This window comes from Cnuibacter physcomitrellae (assembly GCF_014640535.1).
Taxonomy (GTDB): Bacteria; Actinomycetota; Actinomycetes; order Actinomycetales; family Microbacteriaceae; genus Cnuibacter; species Cnuibacter physcomitrellae.
In genome coordinates this window covers 1,571,711-1,591,589 of record NZ_BMHD01000001.1, presented here as the reverse complement: position 1 = coordinate 1,591,589, position 19,879 = coordinate 1,571,711, and the positions used below count along the sequence as shown (strand labels likewise).

General features: G+C 70.7%; 17 protein-coding genes. 13 read left to right on the top strand and 4 right to left on the bottom strand.

The genetic code is table 11. The annotated features are described in order from the left end of the window. Positions 1–80 precede the first annotated feature (80 nt). Genes IEX69_RS07420 through IEX69_RS07405 form a run of 4 tightly spaced genes read right to left on the bottom strand, consistent with a single transcriptional unit; the run spans position 81 to position 4,922 of the window. Positions 81–1,172 (bottom strand): ABC transporter permease, encoded by a 1,092-nt coding sequence (locus IEX69_RS07420; protein ID WP_085020402.1) that lies wholly within the window; start codon positions 1,170–1,172, stop codon positions 81–83. Beyond that, positions 1,169–2,176 carry an ABC transporter permease gene (locus tag IEX69_RS07415; protein WP_085020401.1) on the bottom strand — a complete coding sequence of 336 codons (1,008 nt, stop codon included), beginning with the start codon at positions 2,174–2,176 and terminating at the stop codon, positions 1,169–1,171. Before IEX69_RS07415 ends, IEX69_RS07420 begins: the two co-directional genes overlap by 4 nt. Further along, positions 2,173–3,807, bottom strand: a complete 1,635-nt coding sequence (locus IEX69_RS07410; protein WP_085020400.1) for a sugar ABC transporter ATP-binding protein — start codon at positions 3,805–3,807, stop codon at positions 2,173–2,175. The genes IEX69_RS07415 and IEX69_RS07410 overlap by 4 nt, the downstream gene beginning before the upstream one ends. A gap of 35 nt (positions 3,808–3,842) precedes the next feature. Further along, positions 3,843–4,922, bottom strand: a complete 1,080-nt coding sequence (locus tag IEX69_RS07405; protein WP_085020399.1) for an ABC transporter substrate-binding protein — start codon at positions 4,920–4,922, stop codon at positions 3,843–3,845. Positions 4,923–5,117: 195 nt separating this feature from the next. Between IEX69_RS07405 and IEX69_RS07400 the strand changes: the two genes are divergently transcribed. From IEX69_RS07400 to IEX69_RS07340, 13 genes are all read left to right on the top strand, one after another. Next, a complete protein-coding gene (locus IEX69_RS07400) occupies positions 5,118–6,212 on the top strand; it encodes a Gfo/Idh/MocA family protein (RefSeq protein ID WP_085020398.1) in 1,095 nt (364 codons plus the stop codon). 73 nt (positions 6,213–6,285) lie between these two features. Next, positions 6,286–7,200, top strand: a complete 915-nt coding sequence (locus IEX69_RS07395; protein ID WP_085020397.1) for a sugar phosphate isomerase/epimerase family protein — start codon at positions 6,286–6,288, stop codon at positions 7,198–7,200. Between the two features lie 137 nt (positions 7,201–7,337). After that, positions 7,338–8,081 carry an SDR family NAD(P)-dependent oxidoreductase gene (locus tag IEX69_RS07390; protein WP_085020396.1) on the top strand — a complete coding sequence of 248 codons (744 nt, stop codon included), beginning with the start codon at positions 7,338–7,340 and terminating at the stop codon, positions 8,079–8,081. 10 nt (positions 8,082–8,091) lie between these two features. Then, entirely contained in the window at positions 8,092–9,216 is a 1,125-nt protein-coding gene (locus IEX69_RS07385) for an aldose 1-epimerase family protein (RefSeq protein ID WP_085020395.1), read from the top strand. A gap of 100 nt (positions 9,217–9,316) precedes the next feature. Beyond that, complete coding sequence (locus IEX69_RS07380; RefSeq protein WP_085021547.1) at positions 9,317–10,588, top strand: CaiB/BaiF CoA transferase family protein; 1,272 nt, start codon at positions 9,317–9,319, stop codon at positions 10,586–10,588. After that, positions 10,585–11,724, top strand: coding sequence for a type 2 periplasmic-binding domain-containing protein (locus tag IEX69_RS07375; RefSeq protein ID WP_157127247.1), 1,140 nt, complete (start codon positions 10,585–10,587; stop codon positions 11,722–11,724). The genes IEX69_RS07380 and IEX69_RS07375 overlap by 4 nt, the downstream gene beginning before the upstream one ends. Beyond that, positions 11,721–12,509 carry an enoyl-CoA hydratase/isomerase family protein gene (locus IEX69_RS07370; RefSeq protein WP_085021546.1) on the top strand — a complete coding sequence of 263 codons (789 nt, stop codon included), beginning with the start codon at positions 11,721–11,723 and terminating at the stop codon, positions 12,507–12,509. Before IEX69_RS07375 ends, IEX69_RS07370 begins: the two co-directional genes overlap by 4 nt. Positions 12,510–12,594: 85 nt before the next feature. Then, on the top strand, positions 12,595–13,779 hold the full coding sequence (locus tag IEX69_RS07365) for a fumarylacetoacetate hydrolase family protein (RefSeq protein WP_085020394.1): 1,185 nt from the start codon (positions 12,595–12,597) through the stop codon (positions 13,777–13,779). Continuing rightward, positions 13,776–14,870, top strand: coding sequence for a LacI family DNA-binding transcriptional regulator (locus IEX69_RS07360; RefSeq protein WP_217348615.1), 1,095 nt, complete (start codon positions 13,776–13,778; stop codon positions 14,868–14,870). The genes IEX69_RS07365 and IEX69_RS07360 overlap by 4 nt, the downstream gene beginning before the upstream one ends. 32 nt (positions 14,871–14,902) lie before the next feature. Further along, entirely contained in the window at positions 14,903–16,411 is a 1,509-nt protein-coding gene (locus IEX69_RS07355; RefSeq protein ID WP_085020392.1) for an aldehyde dehydrogenase family protein, read from the top strand. 76 nt (positions 16,412–16,487) lie between these two features. Beyond that, positions 16,488–17,450 carry an aldo/keto reductase gene (locus IEX69_RS07350; RefSeq protein WP_085021545.1) on the top strand — a complete coding sequence of 321 codons (963 nt, stop codon included), beginning with the start codon at positions 16,488–16,490 and terminating at the stop codon, positions 17,448–17,450. Next, the gene (locus IEX69_RS07345) at positions 17,447–18,295 is read left to right on the top strand and encodes an amidohydrolase family protein (protein WP_085020391.1); all 849 of its coding nucleotides are present in this window, start codon (positions 17,447–17,449) and stop codon (positions 18,293–18,295) included. The genes IEX69_RS07350 and IEX69_RS07345 overlap by 4 nt, the downstream gene beginning before the upstream one ends. 92 nt (positions 18,296–18,387) lie before the next feature. Next, positions 18,388–19,746 carry an ABC transporter substrate-binding protein gene (locus IEX69_RS07340; protein ID WP_085020390.1) on the top strand — a complete coding sequence of 453 codons (1,359 nt, stop codon included), beginning with the start codon at positions 18,388–18,390 and terminating at the stop codon, positions 19,744–19,746. Positions 19,747–19,879: the final 133 nt, after the last annotated feature.

Genomic DNA, 19,879 nt, shown 5'->3' with positions numbered 1-19,879 from the left:
CCTAATCACGTTCGCCACACCCTTGGCCTTTCGCCACATGCATGCGCAGGGCGAAAGGCCAAGGGTGTGGCGACACGGGCTCACGCGCCGCGGCGGCGGCCGTAGAGGGAGATGACCACGAGGATGATCACGCCGTAGATGAGCTGCTGGATGTTCGCCCCGAGGTTCAGCACCGTCACGAGGGTGCTCACCTGCGCCAGCACGAGGGCGCCGCCCACGGTGCCGACGACGGAGCCGCGTCCGCCGAAGATCGACGCGCCGCCGACGACGACCGCGGCGACCGACGAGAGCAGGTAGCTCGCGCCCATCGTCGCGGACGCCTGCTGGTAGTACCCCACGATCACGATGCCGGCGAAGGCGGCGAGAAGGCCCGACACCACGTATCCCGAGATGCGGATGCGGTCCACCGAGAGCCCGGCGAGCCGCGACACCTCGGCCGCGGAGCCGGTGACGAAGAGCGAGCGCCCCCATCCGGTGAACGACAGGATGAGCTGCAGCACGACCATCAGACCGAGACCGAGCGGCAAGACCGCCGCCATGGTGATCCCGAACACCTCGATCTTCGCCGACGTGATCGCGACGACGAAGTCCGGCACGACGGTGAGCTCCGAGAAGTTGAACGCGAGCAGGATCACCCCGAACAGCAGCCCGTTCATCGCGATCGTGGTCACGATCGGCGTCAGCTGCAGCTTCGAGATCACGAGCCCGTTCAGCGCCCCGATCACCGCGCCCGACAGGAGCGCGGCGACGAACGCGCCGACCGGCCCGAGCGGCCCCACCCACGCCAGGAACGACAGGGCCGCGAACCCGATGGTGTTCGGCACCGAGAGGTCGATGCCCGCCTGGATCACCGCGACCGTCTGCCCGAACGACGCGATCGCGAGGATGATCGCGAACGTCGCCGTGCCGATGAGCGAGTCGACCGTGATGAGGTTGGGGCGGATGAGGCCGCCGATGCCGAACAGCACGAGGAAGGCCAGCAGCGGCCACACCGCGCGCGGCACACGCCCGAGCCACGACAGCCCCGAGGAGGAGCGGGCGGGCCCCGCGCCGGGGGAGGAGGACCCCGTGGGCCCGACCGGCTCCGCCGTCGTGCCGAGGGCGCCGGATGCGCTGGTCACCTCATCCGGATTCGATCCGGCGGAGTGCCCGGTCGCTGCGGTCGTGCTCATGATCGGGCTCCCTTCACGGCGAACGCCACCCGGCGCCAGACGACGGGGATCCCGACGACCGCGACGATGATGAGCGCCGAGATGACGTACTGCCAGTACGAGTTGATGCCGGCGAAGAACAGCAGGTTGCCGATGAGGCCGAGCGTGCAGGCGGCGAGGATGGTGCCGATGATCGACCCGCGCCCGCCGGTGAAGGCCGCACCGGAGAGAGCGACGGCGGCGATCGACGACAGCAGGTACGGATCGCCGGAGCGCGGGTCGCCGGTGACGGTCGACCCGGCGAGGAGGATCGCGCCGATCGACACGAGCACGCCCGAGAGCCCGAACGCGATGAGCTTCGTCAGCCGCGCGTTCAGGCCGGCGGCGCGGACGCTCTCCATGTTCGACCCGACGCCGTAGATGTGGCGGCCGAGCGCCGTGCGCTGCAGCAGCAGCCAGAGCAGCACGGCCACGACGGCGAGCCAGACCAGGGAGATCGGCAGGAACGGCAGCAGCTCGCCCGAGGTGGCGAGGTAGAACTCCTTGGTGATGCCGCCGCCGGGGGCGTCGAGCACCTCGCGCGAGAGAGAGCCGAAGATGAACGCCGAGGCCAGCGTCACCGCGATGGCGGGGAACCCGCCGTACGCCACGAGCAGCCCGTTGAAGAGTCCGCACGCGAGGCCCGTGGCGAGTCCGATGAGGATCGCGACCGGCACGGGCATGGTCTCCATCTGCACGGCGAACACGACGTTCGACAGGCTCATGATCGCGCCGATGGAGATGTCGATGCCGCCGACGAGCACGATGATGAGCTGCCCGAGGGCGACGAGCGCGAGCGGCACGACGAGGTTCGCCGCGGTCTGCAGCTGGAACCGGGTGAGCAGCGACGGGTTGATCGCCACATAGACCACGAAGAAGATCACGAACGCGCCGATCGGGGCGATCGCGCCTTCGCGGCGGAGCCGGGTGATGCCGGTGCCGTTCAGGAACCCGAACCGCGAGACCGGGGGAGTGACGGCGCTCATGCGACGGCTCCGCCCCTGATCGCCGCGCTCGATCCGGTGACGGCGGCGCCGACCACCGCATCCGGGGTCAGCCGGTCGCCGGTCAGCTCGTCGGCGACGCGGCCCTGGTACAGCACGACGACTCGATGGCACACGTGCACGAGCTCCTCCACCTCGGTCGAGAACCAGAGGATGCCGACGCCCTGCTCCGCGAGGTCGACGATCGCTCCATAGAGCTCCTGCTTGGCCCGCACGTCGATGCCTCGCGTGGGGTCGTGCAGGAGGATGACGGTGCGGTCGCGGTTCATCCAGCGACCGAACACGAGCTTCTGCTGGTTGCCGCCGGACAGCGAGCCCGCCAGCTCGAGCGGTCCGCGGGTGCGGACCGACAGGACGGAGAGGATGCCGGAGATCCAGCCCCTCTCCTTCGACAGACGGGGCCGACCGCCGAGCTGCCACCACCGGAACCACGGCGCCAGGAGGTTCTCGCCGACGCTCATCTCGAGCGCCAGGCCCTCCTTCTTGCGGTCCTCGGGCACGTATCCGAGTCCGCGGGCGACCGAGCGCACCGGGGTGGTGCGGCGGATGCGCCGGCCGCCCACGGTCCACGAGTCGGCCTGAGCGGGGCTCGCCCCGAACAGCGCGCGCAGGAGCTCGGCCTGACCGTGGCCCTGCAGCCCGCCGACGCCGAGGATCTCGCCCGCGCCCACCTCGAGCGAGACGCTGCGGAGGCCCTCGGCCCGGAGGTTCTCGACCGACAGGGCCACTGCATCCGAGGTGCGAGGCGGCGGTGCGGGGAAGAAGCGTTCGGCCTCGCGGCCGGCCATCATCGAGATGAGCTGGTCGTCGGTCCATCCGCCGCGGACGAACTCTCCCGCGACCCGCCCGTCGCGGAGGACGGTGCCGCGGTCGGCGATCTCGGCGATCTCGCCGAGCCGGTGCGACACGTAGATGACACTCCCGCCCTGCGCGGTGAGCTCGCGGATGCGCTCGAACAGCCAGGCCACACCCGGCGGGGTGAGCGCCGACGACGCCTCGTCGAGGATGAGCAGCGTCGGTGCGCCGGCGAGCGCCCGGGCGATCTCGACGAGCTGCCGGTCGGCCAGCGAGAGCGAGCCGACCGCGGCCCGCGGGTCGATCTGCGGGAGGTGCAGGGCGTCGAGCAGCTCGCGCGCCGCCCGCACCGCCTTCTTCTGCGAGAAGCCGCGGAGCGGAGCGCCGTCGGGGAGGCTGAGGTTCTCCGCGACGGTCCAGTCGGGCACGAGGGCCAGCTCCTGGAACGCGCATCGGACGCCGGACTGCCGCGACTGACGCACGCTGCCCGAGGCGAGAGGGGCCCCGGAGACGGTGATGGCACCCGAGGTGGGCGTCACCGCGCCCGCGAGCATCTTCGCCACCGTGCTCTTGCCGGCGCCGTTCTCTCCGACGAGGGCGAGCACTTCGCCGGGCATGCAGTGGAAGGTGACCCCCTGCACCGCCTTGACGGGTCCGTAGCTCTTGACCAGGTCGGTCGCGACGAGCAGGGCGTCGGTGGGGACGGTGTCGGAGGGCGAGGTCCCGGCGCGCGCCGCGTCGGCGGGGGTGCCGGAGGGAGGGGAGGCGACGGGCGCCGCGACCGAGGTGGTCGCCGCGCCCGTCTGTGCGTCTGTCACGTCAGTGATCTCCTTGGAAGAGGGACGTCCGCGGCTCAGGAGCCCGAGTAGTACTTCAGGACGTCGTCGAGCTTCAGGTCGAGACCGGGGAAGTCGTAGCCGAGCTGGAAGTTGGCCGGCTTGTCGGTGAGGCAGTAGTCGGCGGCGTTCTCGTTCGTGATCTCCAGCGGCGGGAAGTACTGCTCCCTCTCGATCTCCTGACCCTCGAGGAGCGCGACGGCCTGCTCCAGGCCCTTCGCGTAGATCGCGGGCTGGCCGAAGACCATGTCGCCCTTCAGCCCCTCGGACCCGTACTCGACGAGCTCGCACGCCTCGCCGTTGTAGCCGGAGCCGCCCACGACGGGGACGAACGGGATGCCCGCCGCCTTGAACGCCTCGGGGACGCCCTGCCCGCCCGTGAGGAAGGAGTAGACGCCGCCGATGTCCGGGTTGGAGCGGAGGATGGTGGACATCGCCTCCTGCGCGGTCGCCTCGTTCCAGCCGTTCGTGTCCTGCGCGACCACCGTCGCGCCGCCCTTCTCGAGGGTGTCGATCACGCCGGGCATCGAGCCCTCGTTGAGCGGCACGCCCGCGAGGCCCTCCAGGACGGCGATGTTCTTGTTCGAGCCGAGGTTGTCGAGCAGCCAGTTCGCACCGATGGTGCCGGCGTTGGCCCAATCGGTCGAGACGACGTAGACGTCCTCACTGTCGTACGGCCCGCCGTTGGCGATGACCGGGATGCCCTGGGCCGTGGCCTGCGTGATGGCCGCATCCGCACCGCTGGAGGAGGCGGGGTCGAAGAGGATGAGGTCGACGCCGTCGGCGATGAGGTTCTGCATCGCCGCGTTCTGCTGTGCCGCGTCGTTGTCGTTGGTACGGACGATCTTGAGCTCGACCTTGTCCTTGTACTCCGGGCTGTTCGCGAGCGCCTGGAGGGACGCCAGTCCCATCTCGCGCCAGGCCTGACCGCCGAGGGGCTGCTCGAACCCGATGACGAACTTGCCGTCGGATCCGGGGGTGGAGCCGCCGCCCTCGGCCGGGGCCGAGGTGCAGCCCGCGAGGACCGTGATCGCCATGACCGCGGAGAGGACGCCGGCTGCCTGGACGAGCCGCTTGGTGTGCCGTGATGATGCCACGATTTCTCCCTTGAAATGCGTTGTGCAGAAGGTCAACCGGGCACGGTTCCCGCTCGATTCGCCGGTGAATCGCTGTGGTTGACGGATGGTGTGGCCCGACACTAACGTAATTTTGGCAGCGCTGCCAGTAGCGCTATCAACGATTTCCGGTACTGTGATCGAACGCAGTTCGCAACGAAGCGAGAGGAACCCCCGATGGTCACGACGACCCCGTCCGAGTTCGCCCCGGACGTCGAGATCCGGAGCCGCGCCCACGCCATCGGCTGCATCGGCGCGGGCATGATCATGGCCGACAACCACCTCGCCGCCTACGCCGAGGCGGGCTTCCCCGTCGTCGCGATCGCCTCCCGGACCCCCGCCACGGCGCAGCAGGTCGCCGACCGCTGGGGCATCGGCACCGTCCACTCCACGCCCAGCGAGCTGCTCGACGACGAGCGGGTCGAGATCGTCGACATCGCGTTCCCGCCCGACCAGCAGCCCGCGATCATCCGCGAGGCGCTGACGAAGCCGCACATCCGCGCGATCCTCGCTCAGAAGCCCCTCGCGCTCGACCTCGACGAGGCCGTCGCCCTCCGCGACGAGGCGGCCGCGGCCGGGAAGATCCTCTCTGTCAACCAGAACATGCGCTACGACCAGTCGATCCGCGTGCTCAAGCAGATCCTCGACCGGGGCGAGCTCGGCGACGTCGTCTTCGCCTCGATCGACATGCGGGCCATCCCGCACTGGCAGACGTTCCTCGAGGGCTACGACCGGCTCACGCTGGCGAACATGAGCGTCCACCATCTGGATGCGCTCCGCTACCTCTTCGGCGACCCCACCGAGATCTCCACGGTCGTCCGCGAGGATCCGCGCACCGCGTTCGAGCACGAGGACGGCATCGTCGTCTCGACGCTCCGCTTCCCGGGCAACGTGCTCGCCCTGTCGCTCGAGGACGTCTGGAGCGGCCCGCGCGAGGAGGGCTTCGACTCCGACCTCTCCATCACCTGGCGTGTGGAGGGCACGCGGGGAGTCGCGAAGGGCACGATCGGGTGGCCCACCGGGCAGCCCTCCACCCTCACCTACGCCTCGGCGATCACCACCGACGGCCGATGGGTGACGCCGACCTGGGACACGCACTGGTTCCCGCATGCCTTCATCGGCGTCATGGAGCAGGTGCAGAACGCGGTCGAGACGGACACCGAGCCCGAGCTCTCGGTCGCCGACAACGTCAAGACCATGGCGCTCATCGAGGCGGGATACCGCTCGATCGCGGAGAAGCGCCCTGTCCAGCTGTTGGAGTTCACGCTCTGATCGCCGCTCGCCCGACCCGCCGCATCCGACCCCTCACCACCGAACACTCGCCACATCAAGGAGCAACGACGCCATGATCCAGCTGGGCATCTTCACCGCCTACTACCCGTACGACCTCGAGACCACCGCGCAGAGGATCCGCGCGCACGGCTTCAACACCGTGCAGCTCGACCTTCACTTCAAGGACATGGACCTCTCGGCCGGCCAGATCACGAAGGAGAAGGCCAAGAAGGTCTCCGACACCTTTCGCGACCACGACCTGCCGATCAGCGCCATCTCCGGGTACACGAACATCGTCCACCCCGACGCCGAGCACCGTCGCCAGAACGTCGAGTACCTGAAGGAGATCATCCGCAACGCCCGCAACTTCGGATCGAAGTACGTCATCTCCGAGTCGGGCACGTTCAACCCCGAGAGCGAGTGGGACCACGACCCCCACAACCGCACCGAGGACGCCTACGAGCAGGTCCGCGACGTGCTCGCCGAGCTGGCGCAGGAGGCCTACGACCACGGCGCCACGTTCCTCCTCGAGACGTACGTGAACAACGTGATCGGGTCGGTGCGCGAGACCGTGCGCGTCTTCAACGACATCCGCACCCCCGGTCTCGAGCTGCTCATGGACCCGACGAACTACTTCGACCAGGACAACATCGACGACCAGGCGGGCGTCCTCAACGAGGTGTTCGACACCCTCGGCGATCGCGTCCGCGTCGCCCACGCCAAGGACGTCAAGCGCGCCGGCTCGGACAAGAGCGAGAAGCACGCGGACATCGGCGACGACGACGCGCTCGCCTCGCACACCTTCCGCGGCGTCGGAGAGATCGAGCTGCCGGCCGCCGGCCTCGGCTCGCTCGACTACGACCTCTACCTCCAGCGCCTGTCGGAGCAGAACCCGAACGCGCCGCTCATCATCGAGCACCTCGACGAGGCCGACATCCCGCGCGCGAAGGCGTTCGTGACCGAGGTGCTCAAGCGCTACACGATCTGACGCGGAGGGGTGGGGGCTCCGCCCCCTCGCCCCCCGCCCCGGCTTTGTCCAGGTTTCCGTCGCCAATCCGCCGGATGGCGACGGAAACCTGGACAAAGCCCGACACGATGGACCACAGAAGAGGAACGGGACACAGGATGAACGATCGCGTGGCGATCATCACGGGAGCAGGCGGCGCCCTCGGGCGCGCCACCGCGCTGCGGCTCGGGCAGGACGGCTTCGCCGTCGCCGTGCTCGGCCGTGCGAGCGAGGAGCTCGACGAGTCGGCGCGACTGCTGGACGAGGCGGGGGTGCCGGTGCGCACCCTCGAGGTCGACCTGCGTGACGCCGAGGCGATCGAGGCGGCGATCACCACGACCGATCGGGACTTCGGGCCGGTCGAGGCGCTTGTGAACAACGCGGCGATCTACCCGTCCACCCCGTTCCTGGACATCCCGCTCGCGGAGTACGAGGACGTCGTCACCGTCAACCAGCGGGCGTACTTCTACGCCGCCCAGGTCGCCGCCCGGCCCATGGTCGAACGGCGGAGCGGGGCGATCGTGAACGTGGGGTCGATCACGTTCCACGGCGGATGGTCGAACCTCGCCAGCTACGTGTCGACCAAGGGCGCCGCGGTCGGCCTGACCCGGGCGCTCGCCCGGGAGCTCGGCGAGTACGGCGTCCGGGTCAACGCGGTCTCGCCGGGAGCCTTCCCGACGAAGGCCGAGGAGATCCAGGGCGACAGCGCCGAGTACACCGAGTTCGTGCTCACCCGTCAGTCGCTGAAGCGCCGCGGCACCAACGCCGAGCTGGCGGCGGTCGTCTCGTTCCTCGTCGGGCCGGACTCGGCCTTCGTGACGGGGCAGACGATCAACGTCGACGGCGGCTGGATCATGGAGTAGGGGGATCATCATGGACGTCTTCGGACACGACCTCACGCGCCGGCAGCTCGCCGAGCGCACCGGCGACCTCTCGGCCGTGGCGGGCATCCGTCACGTGGTGCTCGACGACGGGGTGGAGCGGGGCGTGCGCGCCATCGACCTCCGCACCTCGGCGGGCCTCGAGCTCGAGGTGCTCGTCGACCGCGCGTTCGACCTCGGCTCCGCCCGCATCACCGGCATCCCGGTGGGCTGGCGCTCCGGCAACGGGTTCCGTCATCCGGGGCTCCACGAGCACACGGATGAGGGCGGGCTCTCCTGGTTGCGGGCCCTCGACGGCCTGCTCGTCTCGGGCGGACTCGACCACACGCTCTTCGGCGGCGAGGTCGACGCGACCCGGTACGCGTATCCGCCGAAGCAGACCGTGTCGCACGGGCTCCACGGTCGGCTCACCGCCATCCCCGCGCGACTGCTCGAGGCCCGAGAGGTCGTCGATCCCGAGAGCGGGCCGAGCGTGCTCCGCCTGGTGGGCGAGGTGATCCAGGCGACCTCGTTCGGCGAGCACCTGAGGCTCACGCGCACGATCGAGGTGGATGTGGACGGCCGCGAGATCCGTCTGCACGACGTGGTCGACAACCTCGGCTTCGAGCCCACGCCTCACATGTTCCTGTACCACATCAACGTCGGCTGGCCGATCGTCGACGAGGGCACGGAGTTCGTCGCCGCGATCTCCCGGCATCTCTGGCAGTCGGACTCGGTCGCCGAGCAGGGCATCTCGTACCGGACGCTGCCCGCACCCGTGCTGAACATGGTCGAGCAGGTGACCGAGCACGAGCTCGTCGTCGGGCCCGACGGACTGCACCGTGTCGCGCTGCTGCGCGCCGACGGCGCCCTCGGCGTCGAGGTCTCGTGGGACCCGGCCGGCATGCCGAGCTTCTTCGAGTGGCAGAACCTGCGGAGCGGCCAGTATGCGGTCGGCCTCGAACCCTCCACCCACCACGTCGGCGGCGACGGGGCTGCGCGCGAGGACGGGTCGATGATCTGGCTCGAGCACGGACAGTCGCGGGAGTACCGGACCACGATCCGCGTCCTCGTCGGCCAGGCCGAGACGGACGGCGCGCGGGAGCGCATCCGCGCCCTCGGCGGACAGCCCGACTGACCGAAGCCGAGCGGTGTCCGGAGGCATCGCTCGGCTTTCAAAGGTATGATGTTGTTAGCGCTGCCATAGACGTCAGTGCTCGAGCAGGAAGAGGATGGACATGACCGACGGACAAGTCGCAGGACCCCCCGAGGTGCTCTCCGGCGTGCGTGTGCTTGACTGCTCGATCGCCATGGCGGGGCCGTTCGCGGCGCAGCGCCTGGGCGACCTCGGAGCCGACGTCATCAAGGTCGAGCCGCCCACGGGGGAGTGGCAGCGGCACGCCGCGGCGGGCGGGGCGAGCGGCAACCGGATCAACGTCTCGTTCCTCTCGCTCAACCGCAACAAGCGCTCGATCGCGGTCGACCTCAAGTCCGACGAGGGCAGGGGCATCCTCTACGACCTGGTCGCGACGGCCGACGTCTTCCTCCAGAACTACCGGCCGGGCGTCGCGGCCCGGCTCGGCGTCGACTACGACACGCTCCGCGCGATCAACCCGAGCCTGGTCTACGTCTCCATCTCCGGCTACGGCGAGGACGGGCCCTACCGCAACCGTCCGGGGCAGGATCTCCTCCTCCAGGCGATGAGCGGCGCCATGCTCTCCGCGGGCTCGCACGGCGCACCGCCGCAGCCGGCCGGGCAGTACCTCGTCGACGCGGTGACCGCCTCCACGGCGTTCGAGGGCGTGCTCGCCGCGCTCTTCCACCGTGAGCGGACGGGGCAGGGCCAGCTGGTCACGGTCAACATGCTGGATGCCATCACCACCCTGCAGATGCAGGAGCTGTCGGTCTACACCGTCGGCGGTGTCGAGCAGCGTCGTGGCGCTCAGCCGCACGCCCACGTCTACATCCGCGCCCCCTACGGGGCCTTCGCCACGACCGACGGGTTCGTCGCGCTGGCGATGCCCGAGCTCTCCACGCTCGGTCGCGTGATCGGGGAGGACACCTTCCTCGACATGGACACGGAGACCGACAGCTGGCGGTACCGCGACGAGATCTACGAGCGCACCGCCGCCCGGCTGGCCACGGAGTCGACGGCGCACTGGCTGGAGGCGCTCGCCGAGGCCGGCATCTGGGCCGGGCCGGTCTACGACTACGAGGCGCTCGTCAACGATCCGCAGATCGAGCACAACGGCACCTTCATCGAGTACGACCACCCGACCGAGGGCCGCATCAAGACCCCGGGCTTCCCCTACCGCCTCTCGGAGACCCCGGCGCGCATCGACCGCGGCGCCCCCGTGACGGGCGAGCACACCCGGGAGATCCTCGCCGAGCTGGGCGTGGACCCGCGGACGGTCGACGCCCTCGTGGAGTCCGGCGTCGTCGTGGCCGAGCCCGGGCCCGGCTCGGCGGCCGCACCGGCCCCCGAGGTGCCCGTCGCGGAGTCGGCATGACGTCCTATCGCGGCATCACCTGGGACCACCCTCGCGGGAGGGATGCGCTGCGAGCCGCCGCCGCGCGCGAGCGCTCGGCGGGTTCGGGCCTCGACATCGTGTGGGACGCCCACTCCCTCGAGCACTTCGAGTCGCATCCGATCGACGACCTCGCGGAGCGCTACGACCTGATCGTCCTCGACCATCCGCATCTCGGCGAGGCGCTCGAGCTCGGGTCCCTCCGTCCGATCGACGACGTCGTGTCCGCGGCGCAGCTCGAGCGCTGGGCCGGGGAGGCGGTCGGGCCGTCCTTCGCCTCGTACGAGGTGGCGGGGCGTCAGTGGGCGCTGCCGCTGGACGCCGCCACGCAGGTGTCGGTCCGCCGCGCGGACCTGTGCCCCGCCGAGCCCGGCACGTGGGACGAGGTGGAGGCGCTGTCCCGCTCCGTCCCGGTCGTCCTCTCGCTCGCCGGCCCGCACGCCTTCCTCACCTTCGCGTCGATGTGCGTCGCCTTCGGATCCGCCTTCGACGACGACGTGGTGGGCACCGAGGTGCTCGATCGGATGCGGTCGATCGCCGCCCGCGCTCCGCGCGACGCCGAGACGCAGAACCCGATCGCGCTGCTCGAGCGGATGACCGACACCGCCGACATCGCCTACGTGCCCCTGGTCTACGGGTACGTGAACTACTCGTCGCCGACCGTGCGCTTCGCGGACGCCCCGGCCGCCGTCGCCGGCGGTCGCCTGGGCTCGACGATCGGCGGCACCGGGCTCGCGCTGAGTCGGCGGTGCGAGGTCACCCCCGAGCTCGTGCACCACATCGAGTGGCTGATGTCGTCCGAGGCGCAGGTCGGGTTCATCCCCGCGCACGCCGGCCAGCCCAGCACCCGGACCGCCTGGCTCGACGACGCCGTGAACGGCGCCGCGCACGGCTTCTACCGCTCGACGCTCGCCACCATCGAGGACTCCTGGGTGCGCCCCCGCTACTCCGGATACATCCGGTTCCAGGCCGACGCGTCCGCGATCATCCGCGACGCCCTGTCCGGCGAGCTCACGATCCCCTCCGCGCTCGCGGCGCTCCGCGCCGCATCCCCTGATCCGTCACTTCCGGTGGGTGTGGCGGCCCAACACCCGCAGAAAGTGACGGAACAGTGGTGAGCACACCCGACCTGGGCACCGACGAGATCCTGCTGGAGCTCGACGGACATGTCGCGACGATCACGATCAACCGGCCCGCGAAGCTGAACTCGGTCACCCAGGAGATGTCGGATGCGCTCGTCGTCGCCGCGACCTGGGCGAACGACGAGGACGAGGTCCGGGCGGTCGTGCTGACCGGAGCGGGGGAGCGCGCCTTCTGCGCGGGCAGCGACATCCGCTCGCTCGACAAGTACCGCACGCCCTGGGAGTTCCGGAACCGCGAGGACTACTGCGACGCCTTGCGGCTCCTGCGGAAGCCGCTGATCGCCGCGGTGAACGGCTACGCGTTCGGCGGCGGACTCGAGACGGCGATGACCTGCGACATCCGCCTCGCGTCGTCGACGGCCTCGTTCGCGGCACCCGAGATCAAGCTCGGCTGGATCGGCGGCGGTGGCATGAGCACGTTCCTGGCCCACTCGATCGGCCCGTCGAACGCCGCCGTGATGATCATGACCGGCGATCCGATCACCGCGCAGCAGGCGCTGGCCTGGAACCTCGTCTCCGAGGTCGTCGAGCCGGATGCGCTGCTGCCGCGGGCACGCGAGCTCGCGGCCACGATCGCGACCCGGCCGCCGATCGCCGCCGAGACCGCGAAGGCCAACCTCCGCGCCGCCTTCACGATGACGCAGGACGAGGCCATCCGCTACGAGCGCGACCTCCAGACCATCACGTTCGCCACGGAGGACGCCGCCGAGGGGCGGCGCGCCTTCGCCGAGAAGCGAGACGCCGTCTTCAGGCGCCGCTGACCCGCGACCCACCCCGCACCGCTGACCCGCGCGCACCCCTACCCACGCCCGCCCGACCGCATCCGCCCCGACAGGAGCCCTCCGCATGACCACGACGATCACCGCCGACGTCGCGACCACCCTCCCCGCCGACCGCTACGCGGGCACCCTCGTCGGACGGGTCTGGGACCCGGCGGTCGAGGGCCCCTCCCCCGTGCTGGTGCGGGAGGACGGCCTGTACGACCTGTCCGGCTCCTTCGCGACCGTGAGCGACCTGTTGGAGAGCGACGACCCGGTCGCCGCCGCGCGCGCCGCCCTGGGGGAGGGGGCGCCGAACCTCGGCACGCTCGAGGACGCGCTCGCCGCGACCGTCGCCGGCGACGTGACCCGGGTACGGCTCCTGTCGCCCCTGGACCTGCAGACCGTCAAGGCGGCGGGAGTCACCTTCGCCGTCTCGATGATCGAGCGCGTGATCGAGGAGCGGGTGAAGGGCGACCCGGATGCGGCGGCTGCGATGCGAGAGGAGATCCTCGCGGAGATCGGCGCCGACCTGAGCGCGATCGTGCCCGGGTCGGACGAGGCGACCGCGCTCAAGGCGTTCCTCGTCGAGAAGGGGATCTGGAGCCAGTACCTCGAGGTCGGGATCGGGCCGGACGCCGAGATCTTCACCAAGGGCCCGACGCTGTCGACGATGGGCACCGGCGTCGCGGTCGGGGTCTGGTCGAAGTCGCAGTGGAACAACCCCGAGCCCGAGGTGGTGCTGGCGCTGACGTCGACCGGCCGGATCGTGGGGGCCACGCTCGGCAACGACGTGAACCTCCGCGACGTGGAGGGACGATCCGCCCTCCTCCTGCCCAAGGCCAAGGACAACAACGCCTCCTGCTCGATCGGCCCGTTCATCCGGCTCTTCGACGAGACCTTCGACCTCGACACCGTCCGCGGTCTCACGGTGTCGCTCGACCTCGTCGGCGAGGACGGCTTCGAGCTGCACGGCACCAGCGAGATGCGGCAGATCAGCCGCGATCCCGAGGACCTCGCCGCCCAGCTCGTGGGCCCGTCGCATCAGTACCCGGATGGTGCCGCGCTGATGCTCGGCACCATGTTCGCGCCCATCGTCGACCGCGACGAGCCCGACCGCGGCTTCACCCACAAGCGCGGCGACGTGGTCGCGATCTCGGCACCCGAACTGGGTAGTCTGGTCAACCACGTGGAGCAGAGCGAGAGGTGCGAACCATGGGTGTTCGGGATCGGCTCGCTGATGCGCAACCTGGCGGGCCGGAACCTGCTGTGACCCCGGGGCTCGAGGTCGTCGCCGACCTCGACCCCGCCGCCGACCTCGAGGCCGCCGCGGCAGGGCCGAGGCTCACCCGGCGGTCGACGCAGACGGTGACGCTCAACGACGTCGCCGTGCACGCCGGGGTCTCGCCGCAGACCGTGTCCCGCTCCATCCGAGCGCCCGAGCTGGTGTCCGAGTTCACCCTGGAGCGGGTGCGCTCCTCGATCGCGGCCACCGGCTACGTGCCGAACCTCGCCGCCTCGAACCTCGCCTCCAACCGGAGCATGACCGTCGCCGTGCTCGTGCCCGACGTCAGTGCCTCGGTGTTCGCGGATGCTCTGCACGGGCTGGAGGAGGTGCTCGGCCCGGCCGGGTACCAGCTCTTCCTCGGATCGACCGGCTACCGGCCCTCGCACGAGGAGGACCTCGTCCGTTCGTTCCTCGGCCGCCGTCCCGACGGCTTCTTCATCGTGGGCACCACCCACACGGAGCGGACCACGCACCTCCTCCGCGAGTCGAAGGTGCCGGTCGTCGAGACCTGGGAGATGACGGACGCCCCGATCGACTCCCTCGTCGGCTTCTCCAACCACGACGCCATCCGCGCCATCGTCGAGTACGCGCACGGCCGCGGGTACCGGCACCCCACCTTCGCCGGGTCGCTGCAGACCGGCGACTTCCGCGCGGCCAAGCGCCGCGCGGCGTTCGAGGAGACGGTCGCCGAGCTGTTCCCCGGCGAGGCCATCCGCGTCGTCGACTCCGGCACCGCCCGGGTCGACCTGGAGACGGGCAAGGCGCTGCTGCACCAGGCGCGATCCCTGCATCCCGAGACCGACGTCCTCATGTTCGCCAGCGACGTCTTCGCCGCCGGCGCCATCCTCGAGGCGGGCAGGCAGGGCATCTCGGTGCCCGGCGACCTCGCCATCACCGGGTTCGGCGACTTCGAGCTCGCCCGCTACCTCGCGCCCACGCTGACCACCGTCTCGGCGCCCAACCGCGAGATCGGCACGGTGGCCGGCGAGCTGCTGCTGCAGCGCATGACCCATCGCTCCGACGACGTCCGCCGCGTCGACCTCGGCTTCGCCGTCGTCGCCCGCGAGAGCGCCTGACTCCCCTCCTCGGTCTCCCGAAAGGACACACGATGATCACCACGACAGACCCCCGCACCGGTGTCAGCGCTGCCACCGATCTCGAGAAGACCTCCCCGGAGGAGGTCGCCGCGATCGCCGCGCTGGCCGCCTCGGCGGCCCGCGACCTCGCCTCGCTCGGGCGCGAGTTCCGCGCCGAGATGCTCGACGCGATGGCCGTCGCCCTCGAGGGCAGCCGCGAGCAGCTCGTCTCCACGGCGGAGTCCGAGACCGGGCTGACCGCCGCGCGCCTGAACGGGGAGCTCAGTCGCAGTGCGTTCCAGCTCTCGCTGTTCGCGTCCGCCATCCGGGAGGGGTCGTACCTCGAGGCCGCCATCGACCACGCCGGGGAGACGCCTCTCGGGCCGCAGCCCGACGTGCGCCGCATGCTCGTGCCGACCGGCCCCGTCGCGGTCTTCGGGTCGAGCAACTTCCCCTTCGCCTTCTCCGTCCTCGGCGGCGACGTCGCCTCGGCGCTGGCCGCCGGATGCCCCGTGGTCGCCAAGGCGCACGGCTCGCATCCGCTCACCTCGGCCCTGTCGTACGAGACCCTCCTCGCGGCCGCTCGCTCGGTCGGTGCGCCCGAGGGGACGATCGGCATCGTGTACGGGCAGGAGGCCGGGACCCGGCTCGTGACGGACCCGAACATCACGGCGGTGGGCTTCACCGGGTCCCTCGGCGCGGCCGAGGCCCTCCAGGCCGCGATCGCCACCCGGCCCGAGCCGATCCCGTTCTTCGGGGAGCTGTCGAGCATCAACCCGCTCGTCGTCACCGCCGGCGCGGCCGCGGCGCGCTCGGCCGCCATCGCCGAGGGGCTGTTCGCCTCGTACACCGGATCGGCGGGGCAGCTGTGCACCAAGCCCGGGCTGGCCTTCGTGCCGACGGGGGCAGCGGGCGACGGGCTCGTCTCCGCGCTCGCGTCCCTCACCGACGACGCCGGGGCCGGGGTCCTCCTCAACTCGCGCATCCGCGGGTCGTTCGACGCGATCGAGGGCCGTCTCGTCGAGGCGGGGGCGCGAGCGCTCGCCCGCGGGCGGGAGGCCGAGGGGGAGGGGTACACCGTGCCGCCGACCATGCTCGAGACCACGGCGACCGAGCTCTCGGCGGAGCTCGCCGAGGAGTGCTTCGGGCCGATGATCGTCGCCGTGAGGTACGACTCGATCGACCAGGTCGTCGAGGCGATCGGACGCGTACCGCGCTCGCTGACCGCGACGGTGCACTCCGAGCCCGACGAGGAGGAGCTGGTGGCCGACCTCGCGGCCTCGCTCCAGCCGTTCGCGGGTCGGCTCGTCTTCAACGGGTACCCGACCGGGGTCCGCGTGTCGTGGGCGCAGCACCACGGAGGTCCGTGGCCGGCCACGAACACCCAGCACACGTCCGTGGGCGTGACGGCGATCCGCCGGTGGCTGCGCCCCGTCGCCTGGCAGAACGCGCCCGCCGCGGTGCTGCCGGCGGAGCTGCGCGACGACGACCTGTCGATCCCGCGCCGCGTCGACGGAGTGCTCGTGCTCCCCACCCGCTAGGCGGACGGCGTCGAGTCCACAAAGATACTATGTATGATGTCTGGCGCATCCAGACACTCGACGAGGAGGCGTGACGATGCAGACACGACGGACCGCGGCCGGGGTGGAGCTGACCGAGATCGGATTCGGAGCCGCTCAGCTGGGAAGCCTCTATCGGGAGACCACCGACGAGGAGGCCCGAGCCGCCGTCGACGCGGCGTGGGATGCGGGGATCCGGTACTTCGACACCGCGCCCCACTACGGCATCGGGCTCTCCGAGCGCCGGCTCGGTGAGGCGCTCGCCGGCCGGGACCGCGACACCTACGTGCTGTCGACGAAGGTGGGGCGTCTGCTCGTGCCGACCCCGGAGCTCGCGGCCGCGGGGGAGCGGGACGACGACGGCTTCGCCGTCCCGGCCACGCATCGGCGCCGGTGGGACTTCAGCCGTGACGGCGTCCTGCGGTCCGTCGAGGAGAGTCTCGAGCGCCTCGGGCTCGATCGCATCGACATCGCCTACCTCCACGACCCGGATCAGCACTGGGAGGCCGCGTCGACCACGGGCATCGCGGCGCTCCGGGAGCTCAGGGACCAGGGTGTCGTGCGGGCGATCGGCGCCGGGATGAACCAGTCGGCCATGCTCGCGCGCTTCGTGCGCGAGTGCGACGTCGACGTCGTGATGGTGGCGGGGCGGCTCACGCTCCTCGACCGGACCGCGGAGGAGGACCTCCTGCCCGCGGCGGAGGAGCACGGCGTCTCGATCGTCGCCGCGGCGGTCTACAACTCGGGCCTGCTGTCGCGCCCGGAGGTGCCGGACGACGCGAGGTTCGACTACGATCAGGCGCCGCCCGAGCTCCTGCGGCGTGCGCGCCGCATGGCCGAGCTGTGCCGCGAGGCGGGTGTCACGCTGCCGGACGCCGCGGTCCAGTTCCCGCTCCGCCATCCGGTCGTCGCCTCGGTCGTCGTCGGCGTCCGGACCGCCGAGCAGGTCAGGAGCACCGTCGAGCGATACCGTGCCGTCATCCCCCCTGAGCTCTGGACCGAACTGGAGGAGATCGCATGATCATCGACGCCCATCTGCACGTCTGGGACCTCGGACGCGCCCGGTACCCCTGGCTGACCGAGGATGCGGGGATCCTCCATCGCGATCACGCCATCGAGGAGATCCTGCCCACCCTCTCCGCCGTGGGCGTCGGCGGGGCCGTGCTCGTCCAGGCGTCGGACGAGGCCGCGGACACCGAGCTGATGATCGACGTGGCCCGACGGCATCCCGAGGTGGTCGGCATCGTCGGCTGGGTGCCGCTGGATCGGCCCGACCTCGTCCCGGCCGCCCTCGACCGGCTGGCCGAGGAGCCGCTCGTCGTGGGCATCCGCTCGCTCGTGCACGAGCTGCCGCCGGGATGGCTGGCCGGCATGGCCCAGGACGAGTCGCTCTCGATGCTCGCGGCCGCCGGGCTGACGCTCGACTTCCCCACGAAGGATCCTGCCGCGCTCGCCGAGCTCGTCGCGATCGGCGAGCGGCATCCGGATCTGGGCCTCGTCGTCGACCACCTCGGCAAGCCGCCGATCGGTCACGGGGAGGCGGAGCGGGCGCAGTGGCGCGAGCTGCTCGCCGCCGTGGCGGAGAACCCCCGGGCGTCGGCGAAGGTCTCGGGCCTCTACTCGGCCGTCGGCGACCCCGCGGCGTGGACGGTGGACTCGCTCCGCCCGTTCGTCGACGATGCCCTCGAGCTCTTCGGCCCCGGCCGCCTCATGTACGGCGGCGACTGGCCGGTGGCTCGGATCGCGGGTGGCTACGAGCGGATGTGGGACGCGCTCGGCACGATCCTCGAGCCGCTCGATCCCGCCGACCGCGATCTCGTGCTCGGGGGTACGGCGGAGAGGGTCTATCGGCTCGCGGAGGTCTAGAGTTCCGCAAAGATCACATGTATGATCTACTACTACCTAGCCGCCAGAGCCGGCGGCAGTCGTCAACGACGTCGACCCTCAAAGGACGTGACATGGCAACACAGCGCCGCAGTCGTCGCTTCACGAAGACCCTCGCCATCACAGCCGGGCTCGCTGCCCTCGGCCTCCTCTCCGCCTGTTCGGGTGGCAGCACGGGCACCGACAGCGGCTTCGGCTTCCCCTCCGCCGAACAGGAGGACGGCAGCACCATCACGGTGTGGGTCGACGCCTCCCGCGAGCCGATCGCCAAGGCGTTCCAGGAGGAGAACCCCGACGTCCCGATCAGCATCGAGACCTACGACGGCAACTCCGGCGGCTCCGACACGTTCAAGACCAAGATGGCGCTGTTCGACCAGTCCGGTGAGGGCTGGCCCGACGTCGTCTTCTCGACGCAGACGAACGACGCCTCCTGGGCGGCCAAGGAGACGAACGGCAACCAGGCCTTCGCCGCGGCCCTGAACAAGGGGTACCTGGACCAGAGCTTCCTCGACGGGTTCACCGACGGGGCCCTCGACCCGATGACCGTGGACGGCACCGTGTACGGTCTCCGCAACGACCTCGCCCCGGTCGTGCTCTGGTACAACAAGCCACTCCTGGACCAGTTCGGCTACGACATCCCGAAGACCTGGGAGGACTACGAGGCCCTGAGCACGAAGCTCGCCGCCGAGCACCCCGGCTACATCCTCGGCACCGTGGGCGACTCGTTCGTCGGTCCCTATGTGTACTACTGGGGCGCGCAGGCCCCGATCTTCCAGCTCGACGGGAACACGTTCTCCTCGAACTTCGACGACGAGCACTCGAAGAAGATGACCGACCTGCTCGACACCATGGTCGCCAACGGCACCCTCGTGCAGGACAGCGTCTTCGGCTCGGACTTCGTGACGAAGTACTCCGACAAGATCGTCGCGATGCCCGGCCCGGCGTGGTACTCCGGAGCCCTGTTCCAGAACCCCGACAGCGTCAACGCCCCCGCCGGGACGATCGGCGCCGCGGACCCGCTGTACTGGAGCGGAGAGGACGAGGTCACCGGCAACGTCGGCGGCGGGGTCTGGTACGCCTCGAGCCACTCCAAGAACCTCGCCGCGGTGAAGACCTTCCTCGAGTTCGTCACCTCCTCCGACACCGCCGCCAAGCTGAACGCAGGACTTCCGGCCTACGACTCCGCAGCCTCCACCTGGCTCGACACCCAGGCCGCCAGCGGGTTCTTCGCCGGCGACTTCAAGGGCTCGGTGCAGACGGCCGCGAGCAGCGTGTGGGGCGGCTGGGGCTTCCCGAGCTTCAGCCCGGAGACCGCGTACGCCTCGGTCGTCATCCCCGCCCTCGCCAGCGGCAAGACGATCGCGGACGTGGTGCCGGCCTGGCAGGAGGAGATCCTCAACGAGGCCCAGGTCCAGGGCTACGACACCAAGTAACCCCTGACGACAGGATCGATCATCACTACCACCGCTCAGGAGACGGCCCCCGCCGTCGGCCCTCTCGAGACCGAGGGCCGACGGCGGGGCGCCCGCCGTCGCAAGCGTCCCGACCGCAGCCAGACCCGTATCG